The sequence below is a fragment of the Nitrosospira sp. NRS527 genome, assembly GCF_018406445.1.
In the GTDB taxonomy this organism is placed as follows: Bacteria; Pseudomonadota; Gammaproteobacteria; order Burkholderiales; family Nitrosomonadaceae; genus Nitrosospira; species Nitrosospira briensis.
In genome coordinates this window covers 1,582,746-1,605,042 of record NZ_AP024515.1, presented here as the reverse complement: position 1 = coordinate 1,605,042, position 22,297 = coordinate 1,582,746, and the positions used below count along the sequence as shown (strand labels likewise).

Sequence of the window (22,297 nt, the reverse complement as noted above, 5' to 3'; positions counted from 1 at the left end):
CAATTAAATTCACAGCCGAATCGATAAATAACATTTTGAAATGTTGCGCCCTGGTTGTGTCGATAAGCGCGAACGTAGGATGGACCCATCCATTTGTCATTGATACCAAAGGTAGCCCTAAAATCAAGACAAATGATGGCAATTTTGAAATGGTTTTCGGTGCTCGCGCTCATCTCGACGTGCACTCATTCGACAACGACAAAGCTGATCCCGGCCATCCCGCTTTTGGAAGCCAGGTAGACGATGGTCAGCCGCGCAGCGGTTTCAATTTTCGCCGCGGTTATACCGATGTAACCGCCCGATTTTATGACCTGAGCCTTAAATTTCAGAACGATTTTGCGGCCGGGACATTTCCCGGCAGCCTTCGCGAAGCCTGGGTCGCAGCCAAAATCGGCCCCGGTCAACTTACGGTCGGCCAGTTCAAGGCTTATCGCGGCATGGAAGAACTGACCAGCTCAAATGAAACCACGATGATGGAGCGTCCCTCGACCTCGTCCACCGGCATTTATGCGGGGCGGCAGTGGCTGATGGGGGTCGGTTACAAGGGTATTTTTGCAGACCAGCTCGGTTATGCTGTCAATATCATGAGCCTGACGCATACCGGTATGCCTGTCAAAGGCTCAAGCTATGGCGGCCGGCTATTTTGGGTGCCCCGCTCGCAGGAAGGCGATACCCTCCACTTTGGTTTCTCATACAGTATCGATACGGAAGCTGCCGGATCACTTTCTGCAAAAGTAGTTGATATTTATGGGGGACGACGCGGTTTTAGCCAATCCTTCGGTTCCGCCGGTGCTGCTGCGGGCTTATCCGGCCATCATAGCGAGACTACGTGGGCGCTGGAAGCAGCTTATGCGATTGGGCCTGTCAACCTGCAAGGAGAATACGCCGCCGTAAAACTCGACAATACTCATCTATTGGCGGGGACGCAGAAGGACTCTCATGTACAGGCATACTATGTACAGGCTAGCTGGTTTATCACCGGTGAAAAAACAATCTACAGGAAAGAGCGCGGGGCTTTCGGCAAGCCCAAGCCGATCAGGAAATGGGGGGCAATCGAACTGGCTGCGCGTTATGACGCAGTCGAAAATAAGGATCAAAGCCTGGTTGAGAATCCGTGCGGTACCGGCACAACCAAATGCCAGGTTCAGGTACTCACGCTGGGAGTGAACTGGTATGTTCGGGAAGGGGTACGATTAATGCTCAATTATTATCTTACCGAAGCGGAAATCGGAAATGCCGGCCCCGGCACACCGAACCGTAAGGACAGTCCTTCCGTTATTTCCTTTCGCACCCAGCTAAGTTTTTGATGAGGGCGAGAAGCGGGGGAGAGTAAGTTGTCTTATTACATCCGTTCGATATATTCGCCGCTGTCCGTATTGATTTTGATCTTCTCGCCCTGGAGGACGAATGGCGGAACCATGACAACAAGGCCGGTCTCCATCGTGGCGGGCTTGTAAGAACTGGTGGCGGTGGCCCCTTTCAAGTTGGGTTCGGTATCTGTGATAGTCAGCACTACGCTGGAGGGAAGCTGTACGCCGATCGCGCGATCATGGTGAAAATTGACTTGCACGTCCGTGTTTGGCAGCAGGTATTCATACTGGCCCTCAAGAAATTCCTGCGACAGGCCCAATTGTTCGTAGTTTTCCTTATCCATGAAAATATAATTGTCACCTTCCTGATAGAGAAACGTCATGTCGCGCGGTTCGACGAAAGCGCGTTCCACTTTGTCGTCGGTACGGATGCGCTGGTTGGTTTTAGTGCCTGCTTCGATATCCTTCATCTCTACCTGCATGAATGCCCCACCTCGGCCTCCAACATGAACGTGGTAACATTTCAGGACGCGCCAGATGCGCTTGTCCCATTCGATCAGGTTGCCGACGCGGATTTCCGTTGCAAGAACTTTAGCCATTATTGTTCCAATGAATCAAGAAAACGCGCATCTTACTATAAAAAGCTCTCGATAACCCCATGCAATCAATGTTCTCGGCGGATTGCCGCCAGTGCCACCGATTGGCCCGATTCCTTGACGAGGTGAAAATTCGTTATCCGGATTATCACGCCCGTCCCGTGCCGGCTTTTGGTGATGTAACGCCCAAGCTCCTCATTATCGGTCTCGCTCCCGGAATGCACGGCGCAAATCGTACCGGCCGACCCTTTACCGGTGATTTTGCCGGGATTTTGTTATACCAGACCTTATATAAATTCGGCTTCGCCAACCATGAAGGTTCGGCTTCGGTGGAAGATAATTTGCAGCTCATGCATTGCCGCATTACCAACGCCGTCAAGTGCCTTCCCCCCGAAAACAAACCCGAGCCAGGTGAGATCAGGCAATGTAATGGATACCTGGCGGCCGAGATCGCTAATTTCGCAAAAGACGGCGGCACGGCGCTGCTCGCTCTCGGCGGGGTCGCTCATCGGGCAGCGTTCATGGCACTGGGGCTCAAGCAAAAAGCTTATCCTTTCGGCCATGGCGCCATCCATGAATTAACTGCCGGGCCGGCATCCGATAGCGTGAAACCCAGCAGCCTGACACTATATGACAGCTACCATTGCAGCCGTTACAATACCCAGACCCGGCGTCTGACTGCAGAAATGTTCGAACAGGTATTCGCGAAAATTTGCAGTGACCTGGCTTTTCATCAGCAAACTGGAGACTAACTAACCCATGCCCTACGTCAATATACGCATTGCCGGCACCCTCAGCCGCGAGCAGAAGAAACAGATTGCTCAGGAAATAACCGATACGCTCGAGCGAGTCGCGCACAAGCCGAAATCCTATACCTATATTGCTTTCGATGAATTGCCTCACGAAAGTTGGGCCATCGGGGGCAAACTGCTGGGTGAGGGGGACTGATCGCCTTGGCGGTAGAGCCTGCTTTCGACGCCAAGGCATTTTACTCGAGCCTGCCATCGCAGCCGGGAGTCTATCGCATGATGAATGCGGCAGGCCAGGTGATTTATGTCGGCAAGGCCATCGATCTCAGAAAACGTGTTTCATCGTATTTTCAGAAAAGCGGCCTGGGGCCCCGCATGCAATTGATGGTTTCCCAAATCACGGGGATAGAAACCACGGTGACCCGCTCTGAAGCGGAAGCACTGTTGCTCGAAAACAACTTAATAAAAAATTTAACTCCTCGCTTTAACATTCTGTTTAGAGATGATAAATCATATCCGTACGTGATATTGAGCGGTCATCGTTTTCCCCGGCTTGGGTTTCACCGCGGCGCACTGGATAAGAACCATCATTATTTTGGCCCGTTTCCAAATGCGGGAATGGTGAGAGAGAGCATACAGCTTCTGCAAAAAGTATTTCGGATTCGCACTTGCGAGGATAGCGTATTCAGCAACCGTACCCGCCCTTGTCTTCTCTATCAGATCAAGCGTTGCAGCGGGCCCTGCGTCGATCTGATCACAGCGCAAGCGTATAAGGAGGATGCCAGAGACGCTGAGCTTTTCTTGCAGGGCAAGCAGACCGAGGTTCTGGAAAGCATTGCCAGAAAAATGCGGGAAGCCGCGGATTCCCAGGAGTATGAGCAGGCTGCATTGTTCCGCGACCAGATTCAGTCACTGCGAAAAATTCGGGAAAAGCAGTTCGTTGATAGCGGCAAGGCGCTGGACGCCGATGTGGTTGCCTGCGTTGCCGAGACTAACAGTGGGGGAAGAGCCTGCGTCAATCTTGCCATGGTAAGGGGAGGGCGCCATCTCGGAGACAAGAGTTTTTTTCCCCAAAATGCGGAAGGGTACGACCCGCCCGAAATGGTGGAGGCTTTTTTGACCCAGCATTATTTAAATCGGAGCGTGCCGAATCTTATCATCGTCGGCGAGAAAGTTCAGCGGGACATACTTCAAGCTGCGCTCGCCGAGCAATCCGGCCATAAGGTAGTTATCAACTGCAATCCGATCGGCGAAAGGCGTATATGGCTGGATATGGCAGCGGAAAACGCGCGGCTGGCGCTGGAGCAGATGCTGAGCCGGCAGGCCAGCCAGGAGGAGCGTCTGCAAGCCTTGCAACAGGCCCTGGATATGTCCGGTCTTGCCCGCATCGAGTGTTTTGACATCAGTCATACGCTGGGCGAAGCGACTATCGCATCCTGCGTGGTTTATGACAACTTCGCCATGCGCAACAGCGAATATCGCCGCTATAACATCACCGGCATTACGCCGGGAGATGATTACGCCGCGATGCGCGATGTCCTTTCCCGGCGCTATCATAAAGTTGCCGAAGGCGAGGGAAGTCTTCCTGACCTGATTCTGATCGATGGCGGCAGAGGCCAGGTCAGCGTTGCGCGAGATGTACTGGTGGAGCTTGGACTGAATGACGCGAATCTTTTGGGCGTAGCTAAAGGTGAGGCGCGCAAGCCCGGACTGGAACAATTGATTTTCCCGGGAGCGGAAAAGCCGCTACAATTGGCAAGGGACCATCCCGGGTTGCATCTGATTCAGCAGATTCGGGATGAAGCTCACCGTTTTGCAATTTACGGCCACCGCGCCAAACTTGGTAAATCACGCACCAGCTCAAGTTTACAGAAAATTGATGGCGTCGGCGCCAAGCGCCGTCAAAGCTTGCTGGCGCGGTTTGGCGGGCTGAAAGGCGTGCAGACCGCAAGCATTGAAGAATTGCAGCAAGCGGATGGCATCAGCCGTGCGCTGGCAGAGAAAATTTACAGGGAATTGCACTGATTGCAGAGGTGCACTGATTGCAAAGAGCCTATTCCAGTTCCAGCCATATAGACGTCCCGAACTTGGGACAGCATATTGCCGCTGAGGCGTATCCAAAAATGTTGACCCCCCATAGACTAATATGAGAGGGAATATTTATTTGAGCAAAAAGTAGTGTCGCGACGAGGCAGGGCAACAATACAATTTGAATCGAAGGTTCGCAACCGGGTTCATCGAAGCAGCACCTTAATGGCATATACTGATCCTTATGCCTCTTAACCTGCCCAACGTGCTGACGTGGATGCGCATCCTGGCGATTCCGCTATTCGTGGGCATATTCTACTTTCCCTCGACATGGTTGTCCCCATCCGAGCAGAACCTCATCTCCACCATTATCTTTACCGTGGCCGCCATCACCGATTGGCTGGATGGTTACCTGGCGAGAGTACTCCGCCAGACTTCGGCTTTCGGCGCATTTCTTGACCCGGTGGCGGATAAGTTGATGGTGGCGGCAGCGTTGATCGTTCTGGTCTACCTGAGCAGGCTTGACGCACTTATCGCCTTTATCATTATCGGCCGCGAAATTACCATTTCAGCACTGCGCGAGTGGATGGCGCAAATTGGTAAAGGAAAAAATCTGGCGGTTTCCTTTTTAGGAAAATTGAAAACCGCCTCACAAATGGCGGCTATTCCGCTGCTGTTGTATCATGAAAAGATAGGTGAAAGCTTCAACCCGCAGGAAGTGGGAACATGGCTGATCTATCTGGCGGCAGTACTGACATTATGGTCTATGGCCTACTATCTTAAAGTCGCGATACCCCAGGCGTTGAAGCATGGCTGAAATGTCCCAACCCTGCTCTTGCATCGCCTTTTCTTGACAAAGACAGCAGCATCCTTATAATGCCAGATTGTTTTTTTGCGGGAATAGCTCAGTGGTAGAGCACAACCTTGCCAAGGTTGGGGTCGCGAGTTCGAGCCTCGTTTCCCGCTCCAGTCAGTGGGAAAATGGATTCATCTGCATGAGGCATCGTTTGCATATTCCGCGCCCTTGCTGAATCCGTTTTCCCTTTTTAGTTTTCCCTATCGCACTGCAACGGTGCAACGTAACCAATTCGCGTTACGCAGCAATGGCGGGGTGGCAGAGTGGTCATGCAGCGGCCTGCAAAGCCGTGGACGCCGGTTCGATTCCGACCCCCGCCTCCAGTATTCATGCGGTTCTTGGTAGTATCCGCGGTTTTATTTGCTCTGTCTTAGAGTAAATAAAGAGTAATCACCCGAACGCTTTTTTGACCGCGTCTTGCTTCTGGCTATCCGCAAAATGAGCATATCGTTTTGTCGATGCCAGCGATTTGTGCCTCAATAATTTTCCAGTCAGGTATAGGTCAACGCCGTTCTGTACCAACCAACTGCCGTACGCATGGCGCAAGTCATGAAATCTCAAATCATCCCGACCTATCTCAGCCAGAGCGCGGCGAAAGTATACTGAAACGGTCCGGTGATGTATGCCTATCTGTAGTAACCTGCATTTATCCCCCCCGACCTGCATTTGATCGGCGAAAACCAGAAATAACTGCGATTGACCTGAGGTCTAGGAACTAACGGAATCGTCAACTCAGTTATTGTACTGAGAACGAAGGGATCCCAAATCCGACTGTTTACTGGACCGGATAGTTACGATTTTTTCCACTTGAGTAAACCCAGCATTCGACAAAATGAGTTCGCCTGCCTGAAAGACTGCATCTTCGCTACGCAGCCTGAACGTCATTTTATTGTCGAAATTTATTACGGTTGAGCTAACGAAATTGTATGGGCGCGGGTAAGAAATTGATAAGCATAGAGCTTCTGCTAGGGCATGGATATTGCTTGCTTATCTATAGCTTTAGCCAATGCTGATATTCTTTTCCGACATGATCAAGAATACTTACGTAATAAATAACTTTTGTCCTCTTGAACGAAACCGCTTATAGGAATGCTTTTCTGTGAACACTACTCGCTCTTTCATATTGGTCGCGACCTTGAGTGCCGGCCTTACATTCTCGCTGGCCGCATCGGCTGCAAATTACACAGCTCTGGATCTGGGTACAATCTTTCCCACAGGTATTAATAACAATGGCCAAGTGGCAGGCACTGCCACCAATCCGTTTGTTTCTCTTACCATGGGTGTTATAACCGGGATTACCGGCCAGACCAACTTATTTGATGTGGATTTCGTCGGCGGCATAAACGACTCAGGTCAAGTAGCAGGTATACAAGGGTCCTGGCCTTATCCGACTACTGCTTTCTTCACGGGCCCCAATGGCGTGGGTAAGATGTATCTTTCATCCTTCGGCGGCGTTGGTGGCAATTCAGCTTACGATATCAACAATATTGGGCAGGTGGTGGGAAGCTCTTATACTACCTCGGGAGATATCCATGCTTTCATTACCGGCCCCAGTGGCGTGGGCTTGACTGACCTCGGCACTGTAGGAGGGAGCCTAAGTGTAGCCACCGCCGTCAACGCTTCCGGGCAAGTCGCAGGCCGTTCTTACAGGTCTGATGATGATGGCACAACTACTGGACCGCACGCGTTCTTTGCCGATCCCAACGGCGCGGGGATGATTGATCTCTTTGCTCAGAAAGATGAATCCAGCAGCTACGCGACAGCTATCAACGATGCGGGACAAGTGGCAGGATTCTTCGTTACGTCTACGTCTGGTAGTAATTATAATGCACATGTTTTTATTACCGGCGCTAACGGTGTAGGAATAACAGACCTCGGTACGCTGTATGGGACAGATGATAGTCAGGCGTATGGTATAAATGCTTCGGGCTGGGTGGTGGGGACTTCTATAATAAGACCCAGCGAGCCGACTGGTTCGTATCAAATGCGTGCCTTCATTGCCGGCGTGGACGGTGCAGGCATGATGGATCTCAATAGCTTTGTGAACCTGGCAAATAACAATCTTACCTTTAGCGAGGCACGTGCGATAAATGATCTGGGCCAGATCGTCGCTCGGGCCAGCGATGGCCACACCTATCTGCTTTCCCCCATTCCCGAACCCGAATCCTATGCCCTGATGCTGGCTGGCCTAGGTTTGGTCGGTTGCATTGTTCGTCGCAAGAAGCAAATTTCATAAGAAACTTGAACCGACTAGAATTTGCTCCGCTCGATCTACTTACTCTGCCGCCAGATGTAATCACGAGTCGAGTTTATTACTAATTCGATTTCCTATTTTGTTTGTTTCTCATCCAAATCATCCGTTGAAGGCAAGGTAATCAAGCGAGGTCGATGGTTGCGCTGCGTTCTTATTTTTAGTTTCTATTACTGGGGGTGGAACGTCAAATACACTTAAGTGTGACAAACTGCATTTGAAACAGCCGATCGGCATTTGGCCGCATTGACCTGTCATACAGGCCATCCGCCAGAATTATCTGCAAATCAAAATGAGCGGCAGGCACCAGTCCAACAAACGTCCGTTTGTTGGAATCTATCACAACCTCGCGCAAATGCGCTGCAACCCGCATTCCGGCACTCCATAATCTCTTTCCAATATTCAAATTCTAGCTATACTTGAATTCCGTGATTTATTGGACTTGCTGCCATGCTGATCGGCTACGCTCGGGTATCGACCGATGACCAGAACCTCGACTTGCAACGGGACGCCCTGAAGGGGGTCGGATGCGAACGCATTTTTGAGGACACGGTGAGTGGCGCCAAGGCGGATCGTATTGGTCTGGCCGCACTCATGAACGTGTTGCGTGCCGGCGATACGGTCGTCATATGGCGGCTGGACCGGCTGGGCCGCTCGCTCAAGAACCTGATCCAATTAGTGGAACGTCTCGAAACCGTCAAGGTAGGACTGCGCAGCCTGCAAGAAAACATCGATACCACCTCCAGCGGGGGCCGCTTGGTGTTCCATCTGTTCGGCGCACTGGCCGAGTTCGAGCGCAACCTGATTCGCGAGCGCACCCAGGCTGGCTTGCTCGCAGCGCGTGCGCGTGGCCGTATGGGTGGGCGACCGAAGCGGCTCGACCCCACCAAACGGGCGCTCGCGCTGAAGCTTCATCACGAACGCAGCCACACCATCGAAGAAATTTGCAGAATGATGGGTATTTCCAAATCAACGCTGTACAACTATCTCGATAAGGCTGACAGCGATGTCATCGGGATGGCGTAAGCAGATTCCCACCGATGCGCTACTGCAATTGCGGCAACGGCTGGACCGTCTGCCGCGCAAAAGTCCGGAGCGGGCGGTACAGGTGCGGGCCGTAGCCGAACTATATGGCCTTTCGACCAGCTCGGTGTATCGCGCACTCACAGACTTCCTTAAGCCCCGCGTGACACACCGTGTCGATCACGGCAAGCCGCGCGTACTGCCGAAATCGGAGCTGGAACGCTACTGCGAGGTGGTTGCGGCGCTCAAACTGAGAACCACCAACAAGCAAGGCCGTCATCTGTCTACCAAGCGCGCAATCGAATTGCTGGAAGAGTATGGCGTCGAAACAGAGCAAGGCATGGTGCGGGTGCCTCAAGGCATCCTGACACGCAGCACGGTCAACGAATATCTCACTCGCTGGCATCTTGACCAGACCCGCCTGTGCCGGCAGCCGCCCGCTGTACGGTTCCAGGCTGAGCGTAGTAACGACTGCTGGCAGTTCGACATGTCGCCGTCCGATCTCAAGCGCATCGAGAAACCTGACTGGATCGATCCTGAAAAAGGCGAACCGACGCTGATGTTATTCAGCGTAGTGGATGACCGTAGCGGCGTGGCTTACCAGGAATACCACTGCGTCTATGGCGAGGATGCGGAATCCGCGCTACATTTCCTGTTCAACGCAATGGCGCCGAAGAGTGAGGCGGAATCCCCGTTTCAGGGAAGGCCAATACTGATCTACCTCGATAACGGACCGGTCGCCAAAAGTCGTGTATTCCAAAATGTGATGCTGGCGCTCGGAATTGAATGGCAAACGCATGTCCCTGCCGGCAAGGATGGCGAACGCGTAACCGCACGTTCGAAAGGAAAGGTCGAACGACCGTTTCGCACGGTGAAAGAAGCGCATGAAACGCTGTACCACTTCCACAAACCGGAAACAGAACAACAGGCCAACGAGTGGCTGATGCGCTACCTGCTCCGTTACAACCGCCAGGACCATCGTTCTGAACCACACTCCCGCATTGAGGACTGGCTTGCCAACTTCCCGCCGGATGGCATCCGCGAGATGTGCGCCTGGGAGCAGTTCTGCCGTTTCGCCCGTGAACCCGAGCGGCGTAAAGTCGGCATCGATGCGCGTGTTTCGGTGGAGGGTACCGCCTACGAGATAGAGCCTGACCTGGCCGGCAAAACGGTGCTGTTGTTGTGGGGCTTGTTTGACAGTGAATTGTACGTCGAATATGAGGGTACGCGGACCGGTCCTTACTATCCGGTGTCCGGCCCGATTCCGTTAAACAGATACAGAGCATTCAAGCGTGGCGCTGCCGGCGAGCGCGCAGACCGCATCCGCTCACTTGCTGACCAGCTCAAGCTGCCGATTGCTGCGCTAGCGGGGGAAGAGATACGGCTCGCTCCCCTGAATCTGCCTGGCGAATTGCCGAAACAGCCATTTGATGCAGAAGCGCACGAATACCATTTCGCCAGCATTATCGCCGCCAAGCTTGCGATTGCCGACGACTTGGCGCAACCACTGGCTAAGCTCGCGTCGGCGGATCGCGCCTTCATCGACCAGGTATTGAGCGAGACGTTGACACGCCGCATTGTGCTGGCACGCATCCGAGATTATTTCCGCAACAAAAAATCAGGAGAGGATCATGCGAGTTGAAGTAATGCAGTATTACGGACTGACACAACCGCTCAGCCAAGCGGGCTACTATGAAACCGATCATCATAAGCAGCTCATCAAGGATATCAAGGGCGCGATCCTTGAAGGGCGGCTGATAGCGGTCTGTGGCGTCGTGGGCAGCGGCAAGACGGTGACCTTGCGGCGGCTGCAGCAGATTCTGAAGGATGAAAATCGCGTGGCCGTCGCCAAAGCGTAGCACGGTTTCCACCAGTTCCGCCGTAACTGGTTTTTCACCCGTCTGGAAGCCGGCTTCCAGTGCTAATGTCAGGTGCAGCTGGACTTGCAGAGGGGTGCGCAGCCTGGTGGCCAGCATGTCGATCGCTTCGGTCGTCAGGATTGACTCTGGCTTGGTTTTGGTAACAAAGCTCGCGCCGAGCAGCCAGTGAATGTATTCGCGCTGGCTCCCGGCAATGCTGTCCAGTGTGAAGATATCGGTACGGTAGCCAATTTCCTCCATCGTCGGCCGCCGCAGGTCATTGCGTGGTTTTGGATGGCCGGCCAGGATCACCGACAGACGGCCACCCCCATCTTCCACGACTTCCATCAGACGCTTGAGGCCAATGAGCGTGTGACCATTCAGGTCATGCGCTTCATCAACGAACAGTGCCACCGGGCGTTTTCCCTTCTTCACCAGCTCCTGCAATTCGCGCTCACGTCGCTCGCCTTGCTTGGGAATCTGTACCAGCTTGTCCTGCGCCAAGTCATAGAAGAGCGCCGTAATCAGGGTCGCTGGTCGCGGTTATTTCTGGCTCAAATTCGCACTGAATGCTGGTTGGGGCGGTTTCGAATGCAGGTCACTACATCTATCGAGTGCGGAACACTCACTCCGAAACAAAACCCACCCTTAACCCGGTGGGTTTTGTTATGCCTTTTCCCAGCAAGCCTTCTGTTAAATGAGAAGCAAGAAATAAAAAACTGCTCTATTATTGTTGCGCGCCAAACCAATGAGGATTTTGAGCGCAGGTCATACGCAAACCTTCTATTCGGAGCAGTAATGAAAACCAATATTAAGCTATCCGCAATTTTGTTTACGTCGTTGATGGGCTGCATGGTTTCAAATTTCGCTTCAGCAAATGTGACTTTTTTAGATAGCACTTTCAATCTTTCTGATTATTCAATTTCAAAATATCAAACAGATGGAACAGACGTTAAGGTAAGTCAAACTTCATCAGGAAATCCGGGTACGGCTCTCCAAATTGACATGCATGTCCCGAGAACATTTGAAAGTGTGATTCATGCAACGCAATACATAATAAACACTACTTTTCGCTATGATCCCAGCGTTCAGGGAGCGATAAACTCGATAGACGCATCAGCTGATTTCCGCGGCGAAATATTCCAAAATGGAACTTCTGTTCCTTTCAATCCTGTTGGCGGTAGCAAGGGTGGTTTACAAGTATTGATAAACCAAGGCGGACATCTTTACTCAAATACACTCGGCGTTGCCGGCCCGCCTGTTGTTCTAGGCGATAGCTTTAATAGCGGACATTCCATTGGGCTTAAGGCAACGGATTTCGGGCTTCTTACTGACTTTAGCACTGTCGTAGTAGATAAAACGCAGCATCCCAGTTTTACTAACGGCATCTTGGAATTGGGAATTTCAACAGGTATTTATGGTAAAAACTTGTTCGGTTTTCCCGAGACTAATGCCGTTGCGACGTTTGATAACCTTAGCTTCACTGTCGCGGCCGTTCCAGAGCCAGAAACCTATGCCATGCTTCTAGCTGGACTTGGATTAATTGGCTTCCTGGGACGTCAGAAGAGCCAATTCATAGATCAACAAGGTTCAGTTAGCTGATATTTAAATCTTACGTGATAAGAAACTAACCCACCTTCTTGGTGGGTTTTTTTGGTGCGCCCAGCATGGGCGCACTCTTGTGGGTGCAAGTCCCACCGTAAGTTGATCACAGCAAACGTAGCGAAGCGCAACTGCATGAGGGTGATTGAGTGTGGGGAAAAAGCGTTAAGCGAAACTGCGAGCCGATGAACAAGAACCGGATAGAAGGCGTGGCCTCGCAGGGCGAGCGGGCCAATAACCGCAAAGCTCTCGTGATCAAGGCAGGTGGCGTAGATCCGGCGGTTGTGCGGGAAAGGAGCGCGTTCTTACCTGGGGAGATCTCATCTTGTGCCCGAAAGGGTGACGGTGAGGAAGGTGGAGATTGCAGCCATAGATCCGGACTTCGATCGAGGTCGCAGCCTCTGTCCCTGATGGAATTCGCTGGCCGGCGCCTCAATCAGCAGAGCGCACTTGAAAGTGCCCTAACTTCTACGGGCTTTGCCGGCCACGGTCTGACCTGTCTCGCCATCACGTCATGATTGCCTATGCAATCGGTGGTTCTCCTTGAAGTTTGCTGCCGTTGTGCTGCTATGCCGCAGGGTTTTCCACGGCACCGGTCGCCGGCGGTTCCTCTATCACCAGAGGCGGCCGGTGCCGTGGAAAACCCGTGTTCATGCCGCCGCCCCGTTATTTGCGGCGTAATACCTTGATTTCCACTGCTTCCTCCTGAGTCAACATAATTGGCAGCCAAAAATCACCATGTTCACGCAAGCGGGTCAGTTTTACTCCGGCTCAGTGGGTCAGTATTACATCGGCGCTAACAGCGATAGAGAACTAATTCACAATCCGCTCTATATCGGACTGTGTTTATCAGAAAAGAAGTTTGCAAAAGAAATGAAGCGGATGGGTAACTTTCCGCCCGGATACAGATCTACGCCGTTTTGGACAAGCCACGATCCGTAAACATGGCATAAATCACGGAACCTTCAGATCATCCCTTCCTATCTCAGCCAGGGCGCGCCGGTAATATCTCAAAATCATCCGGTGGCTGATGCTGACGGGGAACCATATCGGGAGAGTGCCTGAAATTGCTCGGTATTGGAACTGAACCGCCTCGTATATGATTACCGATGGAAGACCAAAAGTTGAACAGGCTGCGATTGCTGTGGCAGGCGAGAATGGATCCGTCGAGGCCAGTCCGGTGGAAGAAGCGATGGTGGAGCGTGGAGAGTATCTGATTAAGCAAGAACCGACGCAGTATGTTAAAACACCTGAAACGAATCAGGAGAACAAAAATGCAGTTACTGTACAACCCGGACATATATCCGGATCAAGTCCAGGAAATGATATTGCAATCGGGGGAAATCGGGATCGAGATCGCAAACCGGTGGATGATGGGGTGGCCAAAAAGGGTCGTGAATCTTCTGATCCAGGATATGTACGAGGAAGTGTTTCAGTACCAGCTTTTGCAGGAACAGGACGTGATAGCAAGAGCGTCCAACCTGAGCCATTTCGCGCCAATGGAAATCATGGTAATGTCGGGTCTGAGTCTCGAACCGCCAGAAGTGTAGAAGGTATCTCTATCGCTGACGCCACACACCCGGGACATCACAAGAACTTACCAGCGCCCGTTCCCTCGTAGAATCCTCATCAAGCGTCGTGCTGCCGCTAAACAAGGCGGTAGAGACTTGTCCAACGCTACCGTTCAAGCTAAGAAAGTGATGGGAAATTGAATCGAAATATTACTGTTGAAGCGGTAGGTGCAGGTCAAGACCTCAGTATTTTTATGAGTCTTAGCGGGACACCAATCTCTTTGGCCTTACTTTCGACTGCGGTTGAAGTTCTACCTAGTTTTAGCGCGATTCGCCTCACCGGAACATTTTGCTCAGCGAACGTTTGCAGGATTCTAATATCTTCGGTTGACCATGGACTGCCATGATTGCGGGAATGCTGTCTCCTATCACGCTGCCGTCTGTCGCCTGTTCTTCGCTCAGATCCATATTGCGTAGTTTCGTCAGGGACATCTTGCCTGCAAACCTCGGTTACAAGCTGTAGTGCTTGCTGCCGAACGGAATGCAATTCTTGGGAATCACCATCTACAGCTAGAATTTCCAGTATCGCTGAAAGTTCCTGTCGGGCGCCGGGAGACAGCAAAGCCATAACACCCTCAAGAATGAAATGAGATCGCTTAAGTTCGCTGGACCAAAGGTCTGAAATTTTATTATTATCGAACTTAACGTCATCGCGTTGCCGCTTATCATCTTCGTTGCTCATACTCTACCTTTCTAATGACTGGTCTCATCATTCAGCCTTGAATGAGCCTTGAATGATACCATCCAGCACTCCTACCATCGTTTCCATGCTCTTGATCACCAACTGGCATCGTTGCCCGTTGAGATCACCCGTGCGGATCATGGATTAAAACTGTTCCTGTAAGAGATTTTTGCGCGAGCAGCAACATCCTTCAGCGTCAGCCTCTTGGGCTTGTGCGTCAGCCGAGCTGCTTTAAGTCTTTTCATTATCGCAATTGTGATACAAAAAGATATTGCATGGGCGATTGCAAATAATCGCATAAGCGATATTTCTATCCGATGTTTCAAAAACTGATAATAGAAATTGTATCCGCTAGCTGGACACAGGTCGATATGCCACCTGTTTAGAAAAGGGCGCAGGCATATACCGTGGCGAACAGACAGACCTTAAGTCGCCGGCATCCAAGCCGTGCTTACTGCCGACGTTGCAACCAGTGCCAAGCTTATATTCCATACAGTGGATATGACCGAGGCACAGCCTGCATCCTGAATAAAAAAATACCGACGGCCTCCTAACGTGCGAAACCGCACATATCTTGTATCCACAAAGAGAGTAGGATTATTATGGCTTCAGAGACAGTTCTTGATGCTTGAAGCTAGAACTTTTTATTTGCACTTAGGTCGAAGGTTGGCGGATGGTACGACGAGTTTCATTCGCGGATAGGGTTCTTTAACTGCAGGATGTTTCTGAAGGTGCTTGCTGACGAAAACCGAGAGAAGTGCACTGTGGTACTCGGCCGTCAAGTTGTCAACTCTTGAATCATCTTAATTTTTAAAGGAGGTTATCATGGAAATGGCAATTCTCATAGTAGGTATAGGTGCCGTTGCTGTTTGGTTCTTTATGACTAAGGACGGCGGACGGAAAGAATAAAACCCATTAGATACTTGAGTAGAGCTACTGAAAAAGGAATATTGTCTGAGACAACATACAGAATTCAGGGCTAATACTCAACGAGCCGGTGCTCATGTGACGCCTATGCTGTCCGGCGCACCGGCTTCTTTTTAGGATATCTTGGTAGTGACCGGTAGTGGCTTAACCGGTAGTGACTCAACCCTTAGGGCAGACTCCCTCAAGCCTTGAGGCAGACCCTGCAGACCTAAAAAATCTCCTGATACTCCCCTTATTTCACGTCCTCCACGGTTCCAGGCTCATCCTCATGAATGCGGCCAAGCCGCAAGCAAGGATGGCAGCGAGGGTGGCAAAAACCGGCTCGGCATGTATACGCAGCGGTTATTGGCTGATCAACTGCTTGATCGGCAGATTGCCACAGCTCGTGGCAGCTTAACGTTCCCGAATTTAACCATATCTTATCCGGTACCCCCTGGTTCCACAGCTCAGGTTATGTATGCTTCCGAACAGAGTGAAGCGATTTTCCCTATTAGGATGCAGTCACTCTCTGTTGTGTTTAACTCCATTAACAGAGACAAGAACCCCGAAGACATTGGGTTTGAGAGATTGCATGTCGGAGGGAAACTTTTGAGATATCGATAATAGGAGATTCATGATGGCTTCAGATAAAGTAAAAAGTGACGACCGGAGCAGCGGTCGCGAAAGCAAGCGCGGTTTTGCTTCCATGGATGAAGCTAGACAACGCGAAATAGCCAGCCAGGGCGGCAAAGCCGCTCATGAAAAGGGTACCGCACACGAGTTTGATTCGGAAGAAGCTCGCGAAGCTGGCAGGAAGGGTGGAAAAGCGGCTCATGAGAAGGGTACCGCACACGAGTTTGATTCGGAGGAGGCTCGTGAAGCCGGTAGCAAAGGTGGCAAGGCAGCTCATGATAAGGGTACTGCGCACGAGTTTGATTCGAAGGAAGCTCGCGAAGCGGGCCGGAAAGGTGGAGAATCTCGTGGAAAAGGCAGCTCGGATGATAAGAGTTCCTCTCATTCAACTCGGGGTGGAACATCAGAGCAACATGCCAAAGCCGGTAGCCAAAGCCATAAAAATAAATAGCGGCCCAGCGTGATGAGGGTCAGTTTGTCTTTGCGCTTCAACTTTCATTGATGTGTAGTAGTCTCAACTGTGGCTGCTACACATCATTATCGTTTTCCGGCATTTTTCTTCGCGTCCGGTCCTTTCAGAGCAATTTCCTTGAGATCCGTTTTTTGATTTTGGAGAATATTTTCGTCTGCTCTTCTTGTATTTTTGGAGCACCCCGCACAGTTACCCAGCGGATTGACTCCGGTCTGGAATGCCATCGGTTGAATTTGTACGATCAAATCATGGACCGCGAGTCAACTGTGTTTTTATTCCTTATAGTTTTGCCATCAGGGCCTTGGCATCAAACGGCGCCTTTACCTTGATATCATTGTCAAAGTAGCAATAGACATCACGCGTATGAAGTTGTAACGGAGATTGAGCCGAGATGAGGTGCGCATCGTCCGGCTGGGACCCGGTGCGCCAGGCGCGAATCCTCGCTGCCCAGCGCACCAGCGCCTCATCCGTGTACCCACTCGCATACAGTTCCTTGTCGCCATGCAAGCGGAGATAGAGAAAATCCGCGGTAACGTCTTCCCGGTAGGGCCATTTTCCGGCAGTGTCGGCAACGACGAACGCAATGTTGTGTTCTCGCAGCATTTGGATAAAGGATTCGTCGATGAAACTTTCGTGGCGAATCTCGATAGCGTGCCGAACGGTACGGATGGCATCGACCGCCAGCCGTGCGCGACCTGTCATGCGGTGCTCACGACGGCGAGCAAGGCTCAGCGCGTGTTGGGTATCGTGCGGCAAAAGCTCAAAAAAAAGTTTCATTTTTTCGGGATCATAGCGAAAGCTTGGCGGGAACTGCCAGAGGATAGGCCCGAGTTTTTCTCGAAGGTTGAATAATCCGGAAGCAAAGAAGTTGGCGAGCGGGCCGTGAACATCGCGGAGGCGTCGCACATGAGTAATGTAGCGTGGCCCCTTGACGCTGAAAATGAAGCCCGGAGGGGTAGCTTCATACCAATGCTGGAAGCTCTCCGGTTTCTGTAACGAGTAAAACGTTCCGTTTATCTCTATGGTTGGCAGTGCTCTGGAAGCATATTCGAGCTCTCGATCCTGCGGAAGGCCAGAAGGATAGAAAACTCCTCGCCATGGCGGGTAGCGCCAACCGGAAATCCCGACAAATGTCCCGCTCACGGTACTAGGCGTCCTGCCCGCGCGGCAGTTCTTCACCGCTGATAGTATAAGCCGGCGGCACGTAGAAATTGAGCGTCCGGAGCAGGTCATCACCGGTATTGCGGATTTCATGCTCATCGCCGCGCTCAATGAGCATGAGCACGCCTTGGCCCAGTTCATGGCGCTTGCCGTTTACTGTCGCAATACCGGTTCCCGACAGTACGTACAGCCATTGATCAGCGTCACGATGACGATTTTCCGGGCCGCCTTCCGCATCACCGGGCGGCAGAACCATCTCCGCTGCCTGAGAACCCTCGTTGCCAAGGACCACGCGAAACCCCCTTTCGAATGTCAGGTTCTTCATTTTCATCTGCGCTTCCTGCGTCAAAGAAAAAATTGGACAGCCGGAAAGTGACACGGTTTCGCGCACTTTAGAGAAAGAGATCGCGCCCAGCATACTCATCAGTATGCTGGATCAAACCCACTGCGCCTGATCCTGTTGGAATATCAGCGCAGAAAAGGCCTTGCCAGCTTGAGATCGTCGACAAAGCGGTCATATTCCTCATCCCTGTCTCGCTCGGGCACGCGCAACAAGAACGAGGGATGAACCGTAATCAGCAGCGATATACCTGGTGCATATTCATGTAGTTTTCCCCGATTAATCGTAATCGGTGTTGCGCGGCCCAGCAGTGAGCGTAAAGCCGTCGCACCCAGTGCGATAAGAAGGCGAGGGGCGACCAGCTCAATTTCGCGCTTAAGCCAGTGGTAACACGCGGCAATTTCTGCGTCGGCAGGTTTTTTGTGCATACGACGCTTCCCGCGAACCTCGAATTTGAAGTGCTTGACAGCGTTGGTAATATAAACATCTTCATGCGGTATCTCGACCGTTGCCAACGCCCGTGCCAGAAGCTGGCCGGCTGGACCGACGAACGGGCGGCCTGCCAGATCTTCCCGGTCGCCAGGCTGCTCGCCGACGAACATGATCGATGCATGCGAAGGACCTTCGCCAAAAACGGTTTGGGTTGCATGCTCCCACAGTGGGCAAGCGCGACAGTCCATTGCCGCTTTACGCAGGGCTTCGATTGTGTCACCCGCTCGCTCCGCGGGATGCAACGAGCTTCCTGAAGTAGCCTTCATGTAGCAGGGCCAGTGGCTTATAAATTTATTTGCCAGGAAATAACTTTCTTTATAGGTCAAATAAATCTAAAAAGCTTATAGCTTTGGAGAGGGGCAATAAAAAATGGCAGATCGGATTGAACAGTACCTGTAGCGGCCCGATAACATAAATCGCAGGAACTGATTACATCAATTTTTCGGGACCACATTCGGTGAGAATATCGAAGCACTCTGGCCCGCATTAAGTGAGAATGAGACCACATTAATTGAGAACAGCCCGATAACATCCGCCAGGAACCACATTAGCTGAGAATGGGAAAAGTTGCCAATATTCCATATTATAGTGGTACGCCGGCAGCGAGCAATTGATCGTGGAGTTCCTGGGTTCGCTCAGGCGGCAGCTGCCCGTTCAGGAAAGCCCGAATTTCCTTTGGTTTGGCGGTGAGTATGTCTGTCAACTGCTTGACGTCGTAACCGTTGCGCGTCAGGCGTGCCTCCATCCAGGAAGCTCACCGCGCGGCCGAGCGCATGATCCAGGCGGAAACCGAGCGCGACACCATCCGCAAGGAGGCCGCCACCGCCCGTGAGGAAGGTGCCAGACTGCGCGGCCAGGTGGAGGTATTGCAGACCTCAAGCCGCCGACCTTATGCGTGCCCTGGCGGCGCTTCACGCCGCCGAGGGCGAGGCTAAGCCCGCAACGCCGCCGGTTAAGGGAAAGAAATCAAAATAAGCGCAGGCATGCCGAGGACCAACTGCCGGCCTAGGCGAACGAGACCGCAAGCACTTGCCGAGGGCGCTTCGGCCAAGCGGTTTTAGAGTCAGCTTCGTACAGGCTACCTCGCTCTATCTCCGCCCATCCTTGGATGATCATGTGTGGAGCAGATTCATAAGTTGGGCGATATAAGTCTTTGTCATTTTTGTCAAGGCAGCGGAAGGTCAAATCGTGTAGTAGCCCCTAATTCAACCGGACACGGATGCATTGGGGGCTACTACAGGTCTACCTTGAGGCAATACGCGGTCGCTATCTAAAAAGGAGCCACTTTCATTCGGATTTGCAAGCTGTATATTCTTACAGCTATCCAACTCATCCATTCAAGCGCTTAATGCTGTCGTTTAAACAACAGAGGAGTGAATAACTTATGTCTCCAGCACCCAAGGTAATAATCACCAGCGAGAGTTTTGCGATTGAGGCTGGCCCAGATATGTACTGCTATGCCCAAGTACCAAATATCTTAAACCCACATCAGCAATGGCGGCTTATTTACTACCCTGAAAAAGATGCTGTCGCGCTACTAATTGATATTAATAACACCACATTTGCGCTTAGTGCACCATCTGGTGAGAAATACCCGAAGTTGCGCCAGTTCATTTGGGACGACAGTTACCTTTGGAGGGTTGCTCCTCTAGGTGGTAATTTAGGTATTCCTACCGTGCGTGATCAGTCTCATTGCTTAACGTGGGAAGGCACAAAATGGGCGCCAGGTACTAGATTACAATACTGGCAGTGGCATGATCAAGGCAATCAAATATGGAAAGTAACGCGGTAAGGTGCGGTAAGTTGTCATAGGGTGTGGTGAGGAATGGATTGCACCGTTCCCGTATGCGGAGGGAGGGTTATTAGGTGTACCGATCGCTGCTGCTACATTGCCGAGGCAAGATGTAGTGTCAGGACTAACATATGAGAAATGAGAACGGACGAATCAGAGATGGGACGACGGGACTGAAGATAAAATATTACGAGCCCGGCGCAGTGTCGTTATAGATAACCATGCTGAACTAACAGACACAACCGTTATTCAGCCCGGAGTTCCTTGTTTTCACAACGTTCCTTGCAAATTTTTGGGCACATCGTCCGCAGTCAGTTCAAACCAGAACACGCTGCCTTCACCGACCGTACTTTCCACGCCGATTTCGCCTCCCATCAGCTCGATCAATTGCTTGGTCACGACGAGGCCGATGCCTGTACCTTCAACCGAACCGTCCTCCTGGCCAAGTCGATTGAATTGCTGGAAAAGCTGCGTCAGCTTTTCGGGTGGCAATCCGGCGCCGGTATCCGTGACACTGATACGGATACGGTGCGGCGCAGTCGCATTACACTTTACTTCAACCGTTCCACCCTCGCGATTATATTTGATTGCATTGGACAGAAGGTTAATCAGTACCTGCTTCACCCGCGTTCGATCCGCTCTCACAAAGAAATGCATATCCGCCGGCGGAAATATCAGCTGGATATTGCGCTCCTGCGCTTGCGGTTCCACCATGGTCCGGCATTCGACCATGACATCCCCCATACACATAGGTTCTTGAGAAACCACGAGCTTGCCCGATTCAATCGTAGCCAGATCGAGGATTTTGTTGATCAGTTCCAGCAAGTACCATCCCGCGGCATTGATCTCCTTGAGCATGGTCATCTGGGTGAACGTTGGCGGTGGCGAACTGGATTCCATCAATTGCGCAAAGCCGAGCATGACATTGAGCGGAGATCGCAACTCATGACTCATGCTGGAGAGGAAGTCCGATTTGGCGAGATTGGCTTTTTCCGCATCAGTCTTGGCTTTGGTCAGTTCCGTTTCAATCAGCTTTCGTTGGGCAATATCACGGCGTAATTCTTCGTTAAGCCTTGCCAATTCATCTGTCCGCTTCGCCACCAATTCTTCGAGACGATAACGATGTTGCCGTAGTTCAGCTTCCGCCAGTTTGCTCTCTGTAATATCAACCAGAATACCCTGGAGGAATAACGAACGTCCCGACTCATCCCGAACCACGCTCGCTTCATCGCGAAACCATAAAACTGATCCATCACGGGAAAGCAGGCGGTATTCGCAGCGCAAGGGTGCGCCGGTAGCGCGACTTCTTGCGCGTTCGTCGAGCATATGCCGCCGATCTTCCGCGTAAGTTCGGGCAAGAAGTATGTCCGGATCGTTCAACCATTCGTCCGAAGGAAATCCCAGTGTTTTAATCCGGGAACTGACGTAAAGAAAGCGATTAGTGCCATCCAGCGTAGCGATATATACGATTGCCGGAATTGTCTCCACCAGCGAGCGATATTTGGCTTCGGCCTGGGCCAGCTTGTCTTCAGCCAGCTTCTTTTCCATCCTCATCCGCCGCTCGCTCAGTACGCGTTGGATGATGGCAGGCAGCAATTCCAGGTACTGGTGCTCCATATCCTTGATGAGATAATCCCTGGCGCCACGTTTCATGGCCTCGACCGCGATAGCGGCATTGTCCGTGCCGGTAAGCATCATGACGGGGATGGCAACGTCGCCCGCCTCGTCGGTCAGGGCAGCCAGAAATTCCAAACCATTCAGGTCCGGCAAGTGGTAGTCGAGCAAAACGCAATCCGGCTTTTGCTCATGGGCAAGCTGGAGCCCTTCGCGACCTGATTCGGCTTCGGAAAGCACGAAATCGTAGTCCGGGTTTCGCGCAAGGGCACGGCGACAGGCCATGCGATCCACGGCGTCGTCTTCGACGAGGAGTACGCGAATCAGCGGTTTGATCATAGAATAATCAGCTGATGGTGA

19 protein-coding genes, 2 tRNA genes and 2 pseudogenes are annotated in these 22,297 nt (G+C 51.8%); 16 read left to right on the top strand and 7 right to left on the bottom strand.

Annotation, left to right across the window (positions count from 1 at the left end):
• The first annotated feature begins 149 nt into the window (after positions 1-149).
• A complete protein-coding gene (locus KJS40_RS07200) occupies positions 150-1,307 on the top strand; it encodes a porin (protein ID WP_244859748.1) in 1,158 nt (385 codons plus the stop codon).
• 35 nt (positions 1,308-1,342) lie between these two features.
• Here KJS40_RS07200 and efp read toward each other — a convergent pair whose 3' ends face one another.
• Positions 1,343-1,909, bottom strand: a complete 567-nt coding sequence (gene efp, locus KJS40_RS07195) for an elongation factor P (RefSeq protein WP_090459631.1) — start codon at positions 1,907-1,909, stop codon at positions 1,343-1,345.
• A gap of 59 nt (positions 1,910-1,968) precedes the next feature.
• Between efp and KJS40_RS07190 the strand changes: the two genes are divergently transcribed.
• The 10 genes and pseudogenes from KJS40_RS07190 to KJS40_RS07140 form a co-directional block, all read left to right on the top strand.
• The gene (locus KJS40_RS07190; RefSeq protein ID WP_213539631.1) at positions 1,969-2,658 is read left to right on the top strand and encodes a uracil-DNA glycosylase; all 690 of its coding nucleotides are present in this window, start codon (positions 1,969-1,971) and stop codon (positions 2,656-2,658) included.
• 7 nt (positions 2,659-2,665) lie between these two features.
• On the top strand, positions 2,666-2,854 hold the full coding sequence (locus KJS40_RS07185) for a 4-oxalocrotonate tautomerase family protein (RefSeq protein ID WP_025039800.1): 189 nt from the start codon (positions 2,666-2,668) through the stop codon (positions 2,852-2,854).
• A gap of 77 nt (positions 2,855-2,931) precedes the next feature.
• The gene (gene uvrC / locus KJS40_RS07180) at positions 2,932-4,680 is read left to right on the top strand and encodes an excinuclease ABC subunit UvrC (protein ID WP_244859773.1); all 1,749 of its coding nucleotides are present in this window, start codon (positions 2,932-2,934) and stop codon (positions 4,678-4,680) included.
• A 247-nt stretch (positions 4,681-4,927) separates the two neighbouring features.
• Positions 4,928-5,500 (top strand): CDP-diacylglycerol--glycerol-3-phosphate 3-phosphatidyltransferase, encoded by a 573-nt coding sequence (gene pgsA / locus KJS40_RS07175; RefSeq protein WP_107729159.1) that lies wholly within the window; start codon positions 4,928-4,930, stop codon positions 5,498-5,500.
• Positions 5,501-5,577: 77 nt separating this feature from the next.
• Positions 5,578-5,652: transfer RNA gene (locus KJS40_RS07170), tRNA-Gly, on the top strand.
• 136 nt (positions 5,653-5,788) lie between these two features.
• Positions 5,789-5,862 (top strand) — tRNA-Cys (locus KJS40_RS07165).
• A gap of 776 nt (positions 5,863-6,638) precedes the next feature.
• Complete coding sequence (locus KJS40_RS07155) at positions 6,639-7,775, top strand: PEP-CTERM sorting domain-containing protein (RefSeq protein WP_213539628.1); 1,137 nt, start codon at positions 6,639-6,641, stop codon at positions 7,773-7,775.
• Positions 7,776-8,240: 465 nt separating this feature from the next.
• Entirely contained in the window at positions 8,241-8,816 is a 576-nt protein-coding gene (locus KJS40_RS07150; protein WP_213539627.1) for a recombinase family protein, read from the top strand.
• A gap of 4 nt (positions 8,817-8,820) precedes the next feature.
• Positions 8,821-10,455, top strand: coding sequence for a DDE-type integrase/transposase/recombinase (locus KJS40_RS07145; protein WP_213539755.1), 1,635 nt, complete (start codon positions 8,821-8,823; stop codon positions 10,453-10,455).
• A pseudogene (locus tag KJS40_RS07140) lies at positions 10,445-10,669 on the top strand (AAA family ATPase); the annotation flags it as partial. The gene KJS40_RS07145 and the pseudogene KJS40_RS07140, both read left to right, overlap by 11 nt.
• Here the strand turns inward: KJS40_RS07140 and KJS40_RS07135 are convergent.
• A pseudogene (locus KJS40_RS07135) lies at positions 10,670-11,239 on the bottom strand (AAA family ATPase); the annotation flags it as partial.
• Between the two features lie 231 nt (positions 11,240-11,470).
• On the opposite strand from KJS40_RS07135, the gene KJS40_RS07130 reads away from it, so the two are divergent.
• Together KJS40_RS07130 and KJS40_RS07125 are read left to right on the top strand one after the other, a co-directional pair.
• The gene (locus KJS40_RS07130) at positions 11,471-12,274 is read left to right on the top strand and encodes a PEP-CTERM sorting domain-containing protein (RefSeq protein ID WP_244859747.1); all 804 of its coding nucleotides are present in this window, start codon (positions 11,471-11,473) and stop codon (positions 12,272-12,274) included.
• A gap of 1,274 nt (positions 12,275-13,548) precedes the next feature.
• Complete coding sequence (locus tag KJS40_RS07125) at positions 13,549-13,824, top strand: hypothetical protein (RefSeq protein WP_213539626.1); 276 nt, start codon at positions 13,549-13,551, stop codon at positions 13,822-13,824.
• Between the two features lie 196 nt (positions 13,825-14,020).
• Here the strand turns inward: KJS40_RS07125 and KJS40_RS07120 are convergent, their stop codons facing one another.
• On the bottom strand, positions 14,021-14,527 hold the full coding sequence (locus tag KJS40_RS07120) for a hypothetical protein (RefSeq protein ID WP_213539625.1): 507 nt from the start codon (positions 14,525-14,527) through the stop codon (positions 14,021-14,023).
• Positions 14,528-16,070: 1,543 nt separating this feature from the next.
• Here KJS40_RS07120 and KJS40_RS07115 point away from each other — a divergent pair.
• On the top strand, positions 16,071-16,517 hold the full coding sequence (locus tag KJS40_RS07115) for a KGG domain-containing protein (protein ID WP_213539624.1): 447 nt from the start codon (positions 16,071-16,073) through the stop codon (positions 16,515-16,517).
• Between the two features lie 300 nt (positions 16,518-16,817).
• On the opposite strand, the gene KJS40_RS07110 is transcribed toward KJS40_RS07115, so the two are convergent.
• The 3 genes from KJS40_RS07110 to KJS40_RS07100 are packed head-to-tail and all read right to left on the bottom strand — an operon-like array spanning position 16,818 to position 18,773.
• Positions 16,818-17,681: a DUF72 domain-containing protein gene (locus KJS40_RS07110; protein WP_244859746.1), complete on the bottom strand. Its 864-nt coding sequence runs from the start codon at positions 17,679-17,681 to the stop codon at positions 16,818-16,820.
• 4 nt (positions 17,682-17,685) lie between these two features.
• Complete coding sequence (locus KJS40_RS07105; protein ID WP_244859745.1) at positions 17,686-18,117, bottom strand: cupin domain-containing protein; 432 nt, start codon at positions 18,115-18,117, stop codon at positions 17,686-17,688.
• Between the two features lie 50 nt (positions 18,118-18,167).
• Complete coding sequence (locus tag KJS40_RS07100) at positions 18,168-18,773, bottom strand: UdgX family uracil-DNA binding protein (RefSeq protein ID WP_244859744.1); 606 nt, start codon at positions 18,771-18,773, stop codon at positions 18,168-18,170.
• Between the two features lie 480 nt (positions 18,774-19,253).
• On the opposite strand from KJS40_RS07100, the gene KJS40_RS07095 reads away from it, so the two are divergent.
• Both KJS40_RS07095 and KJS40_RS07090 read left to right on the top strand, forming a co-directional pair.
• Complete coding sequence (locus KJS40_RS07095) at positions 19,254-19,466, top strand: hypothetical protein (protein ID WP_213539622.1); 213 nt, start codon at positions 19,254-19,256, stop codon at positions 19,464-19,466.
• A gap of 449 nt (positions 19,467-19,915) precedes the next feature.
• Positions 19,916-20,323, top strand: coding sequence for a hypothetical protein (locus KJS40_RS07090; protein ID WP_213539621.1), 408 nt, complete (start codon positions 19,916-19,918; stop codon positions 20,321-20,323).
• Between the two features lie 270 nt (positions 20,324-20,593).
• Here KJS40_RS07090 and KJS40_RS07085 read toward each other — a convergent pair whose 3' ends face one another.
• Positions 20,594-22,276: an ATP-binding protein gene (locus tag KJS40_RS07085; protein WP_213539620.1), complete on the bottom strand. Its 1,683-nt coding sequence runs from the start codon at positions 22,274-22,276 to the stop codon at positions 20,594-20,596.
• Between the last annotated feature and the right edge of the window lie 21 nt (positions 22,277-22,297).

What these genes read in the sequence shown, in the direction of transcription:
- KJS40_RS07200 (WP_244859748.1), top strand. Translation starts at nt 150, where the DNA reads ATGGTTTTCGGTGCTCGCGCTCATCTCGACGTGCACTCATTCGACAAC.
- efp (WP_090459631.1), bottom strand. Translation starts at nt 1,909, where the DNA reads ATGGCTAAAGTTCTTGCAACGGAAATCCGCGTCGGCAACCTGATCGAA.
- KJS40_RS07190 (WP_213539631.1), top strand. Translation starts at nt 1,969, where the DNA reads ATGCAATCAATGTTCTCGGCGGATTGCCGCCAGTGCCACCGATTGGCC.
- KJS40_RS07185 (WP_025039800.1), top strand. Translation starts at nt 2,666, where the DNA reads ATGCCCTACGTCAATATACGCATTGCCGGCACCCTCAGCCGCGAGCAG.
- uvrC (WP_244859773.1), top strand. Translation starts at nt 2,932, where the DNA reads ATGATGAATGCGGCAGGCCAGGTGATTTATGTCGGCAAGGCCATCGAT.
- pgsA (WP_107729159.1), top strand. Translation starts at nt 4,928, where the DNA reads ATGCCTCTTAACCTGCCCAACGTGCTGACGTGGATGCGCATCCTGGCG.
- KJS40_RS07150 (WP_213539627.1), top strand. Translation starts at nt 8,241, where the DNA reads ATGCTGATCGGCTACGCTCGGGTATCGACCGATGACCAGAACCTCGAC.
- KJS40_RS07130 (WP_244859747.1), top strand. Translation starts at nt 11,471, where the DNA reads ATGAAAACCAATATTAAGCTATCCGCAATTTTGTTTACGTCGTTGATG.
- KJS40_RS07125 (WP_213539626.1), top strand. Translation starts at nt 13,549, where the DNA reads ATGCAGTTACTGTACAACCCGGACATATATCCGGATCAAGTCCAGGAA.
- KJS40_RS07120 (WP_213539625.1), bottom strand. Translation starts at nt 14,527, where the DNA reads ATGAGCAACGAAGATGATAAGCGGCAACGCGATGACGTTAAGTTCGAT.
- KJS40_RS07115 (WP_213539624.1), top strand. Translation starts at nt 16,071, where the DNA reads ATGGCTTCAGATAAAGTAAAAAGTGACGACCGGAGCAGCGGTCGCGAA.
- KJS40_RS07105 (WP_244859745.1), bottom strand. Translation starts at nt 18,117, where the DNA reads ATGCTGGGCGCGATCTCTTTCTCTAAAGTGCGCGAAACCGTGTCACTT.
- KJS40_RS07090 (WP_213539621.1), top strand. Translation starts at nt 19,916, where the DNA reads ATGTCTCCAGCACCCAAGGTAATAATCACCAGCGAGAGTTTTGCGATT.
- KJS40_RS07085 (WP_213539620.1), bottom strand. Translation starts at nt 22,276, where the DNA reads ATGATCAAACCGCTGATTCGCGTACTCCTCGTCGAAGACGACGCCGTG.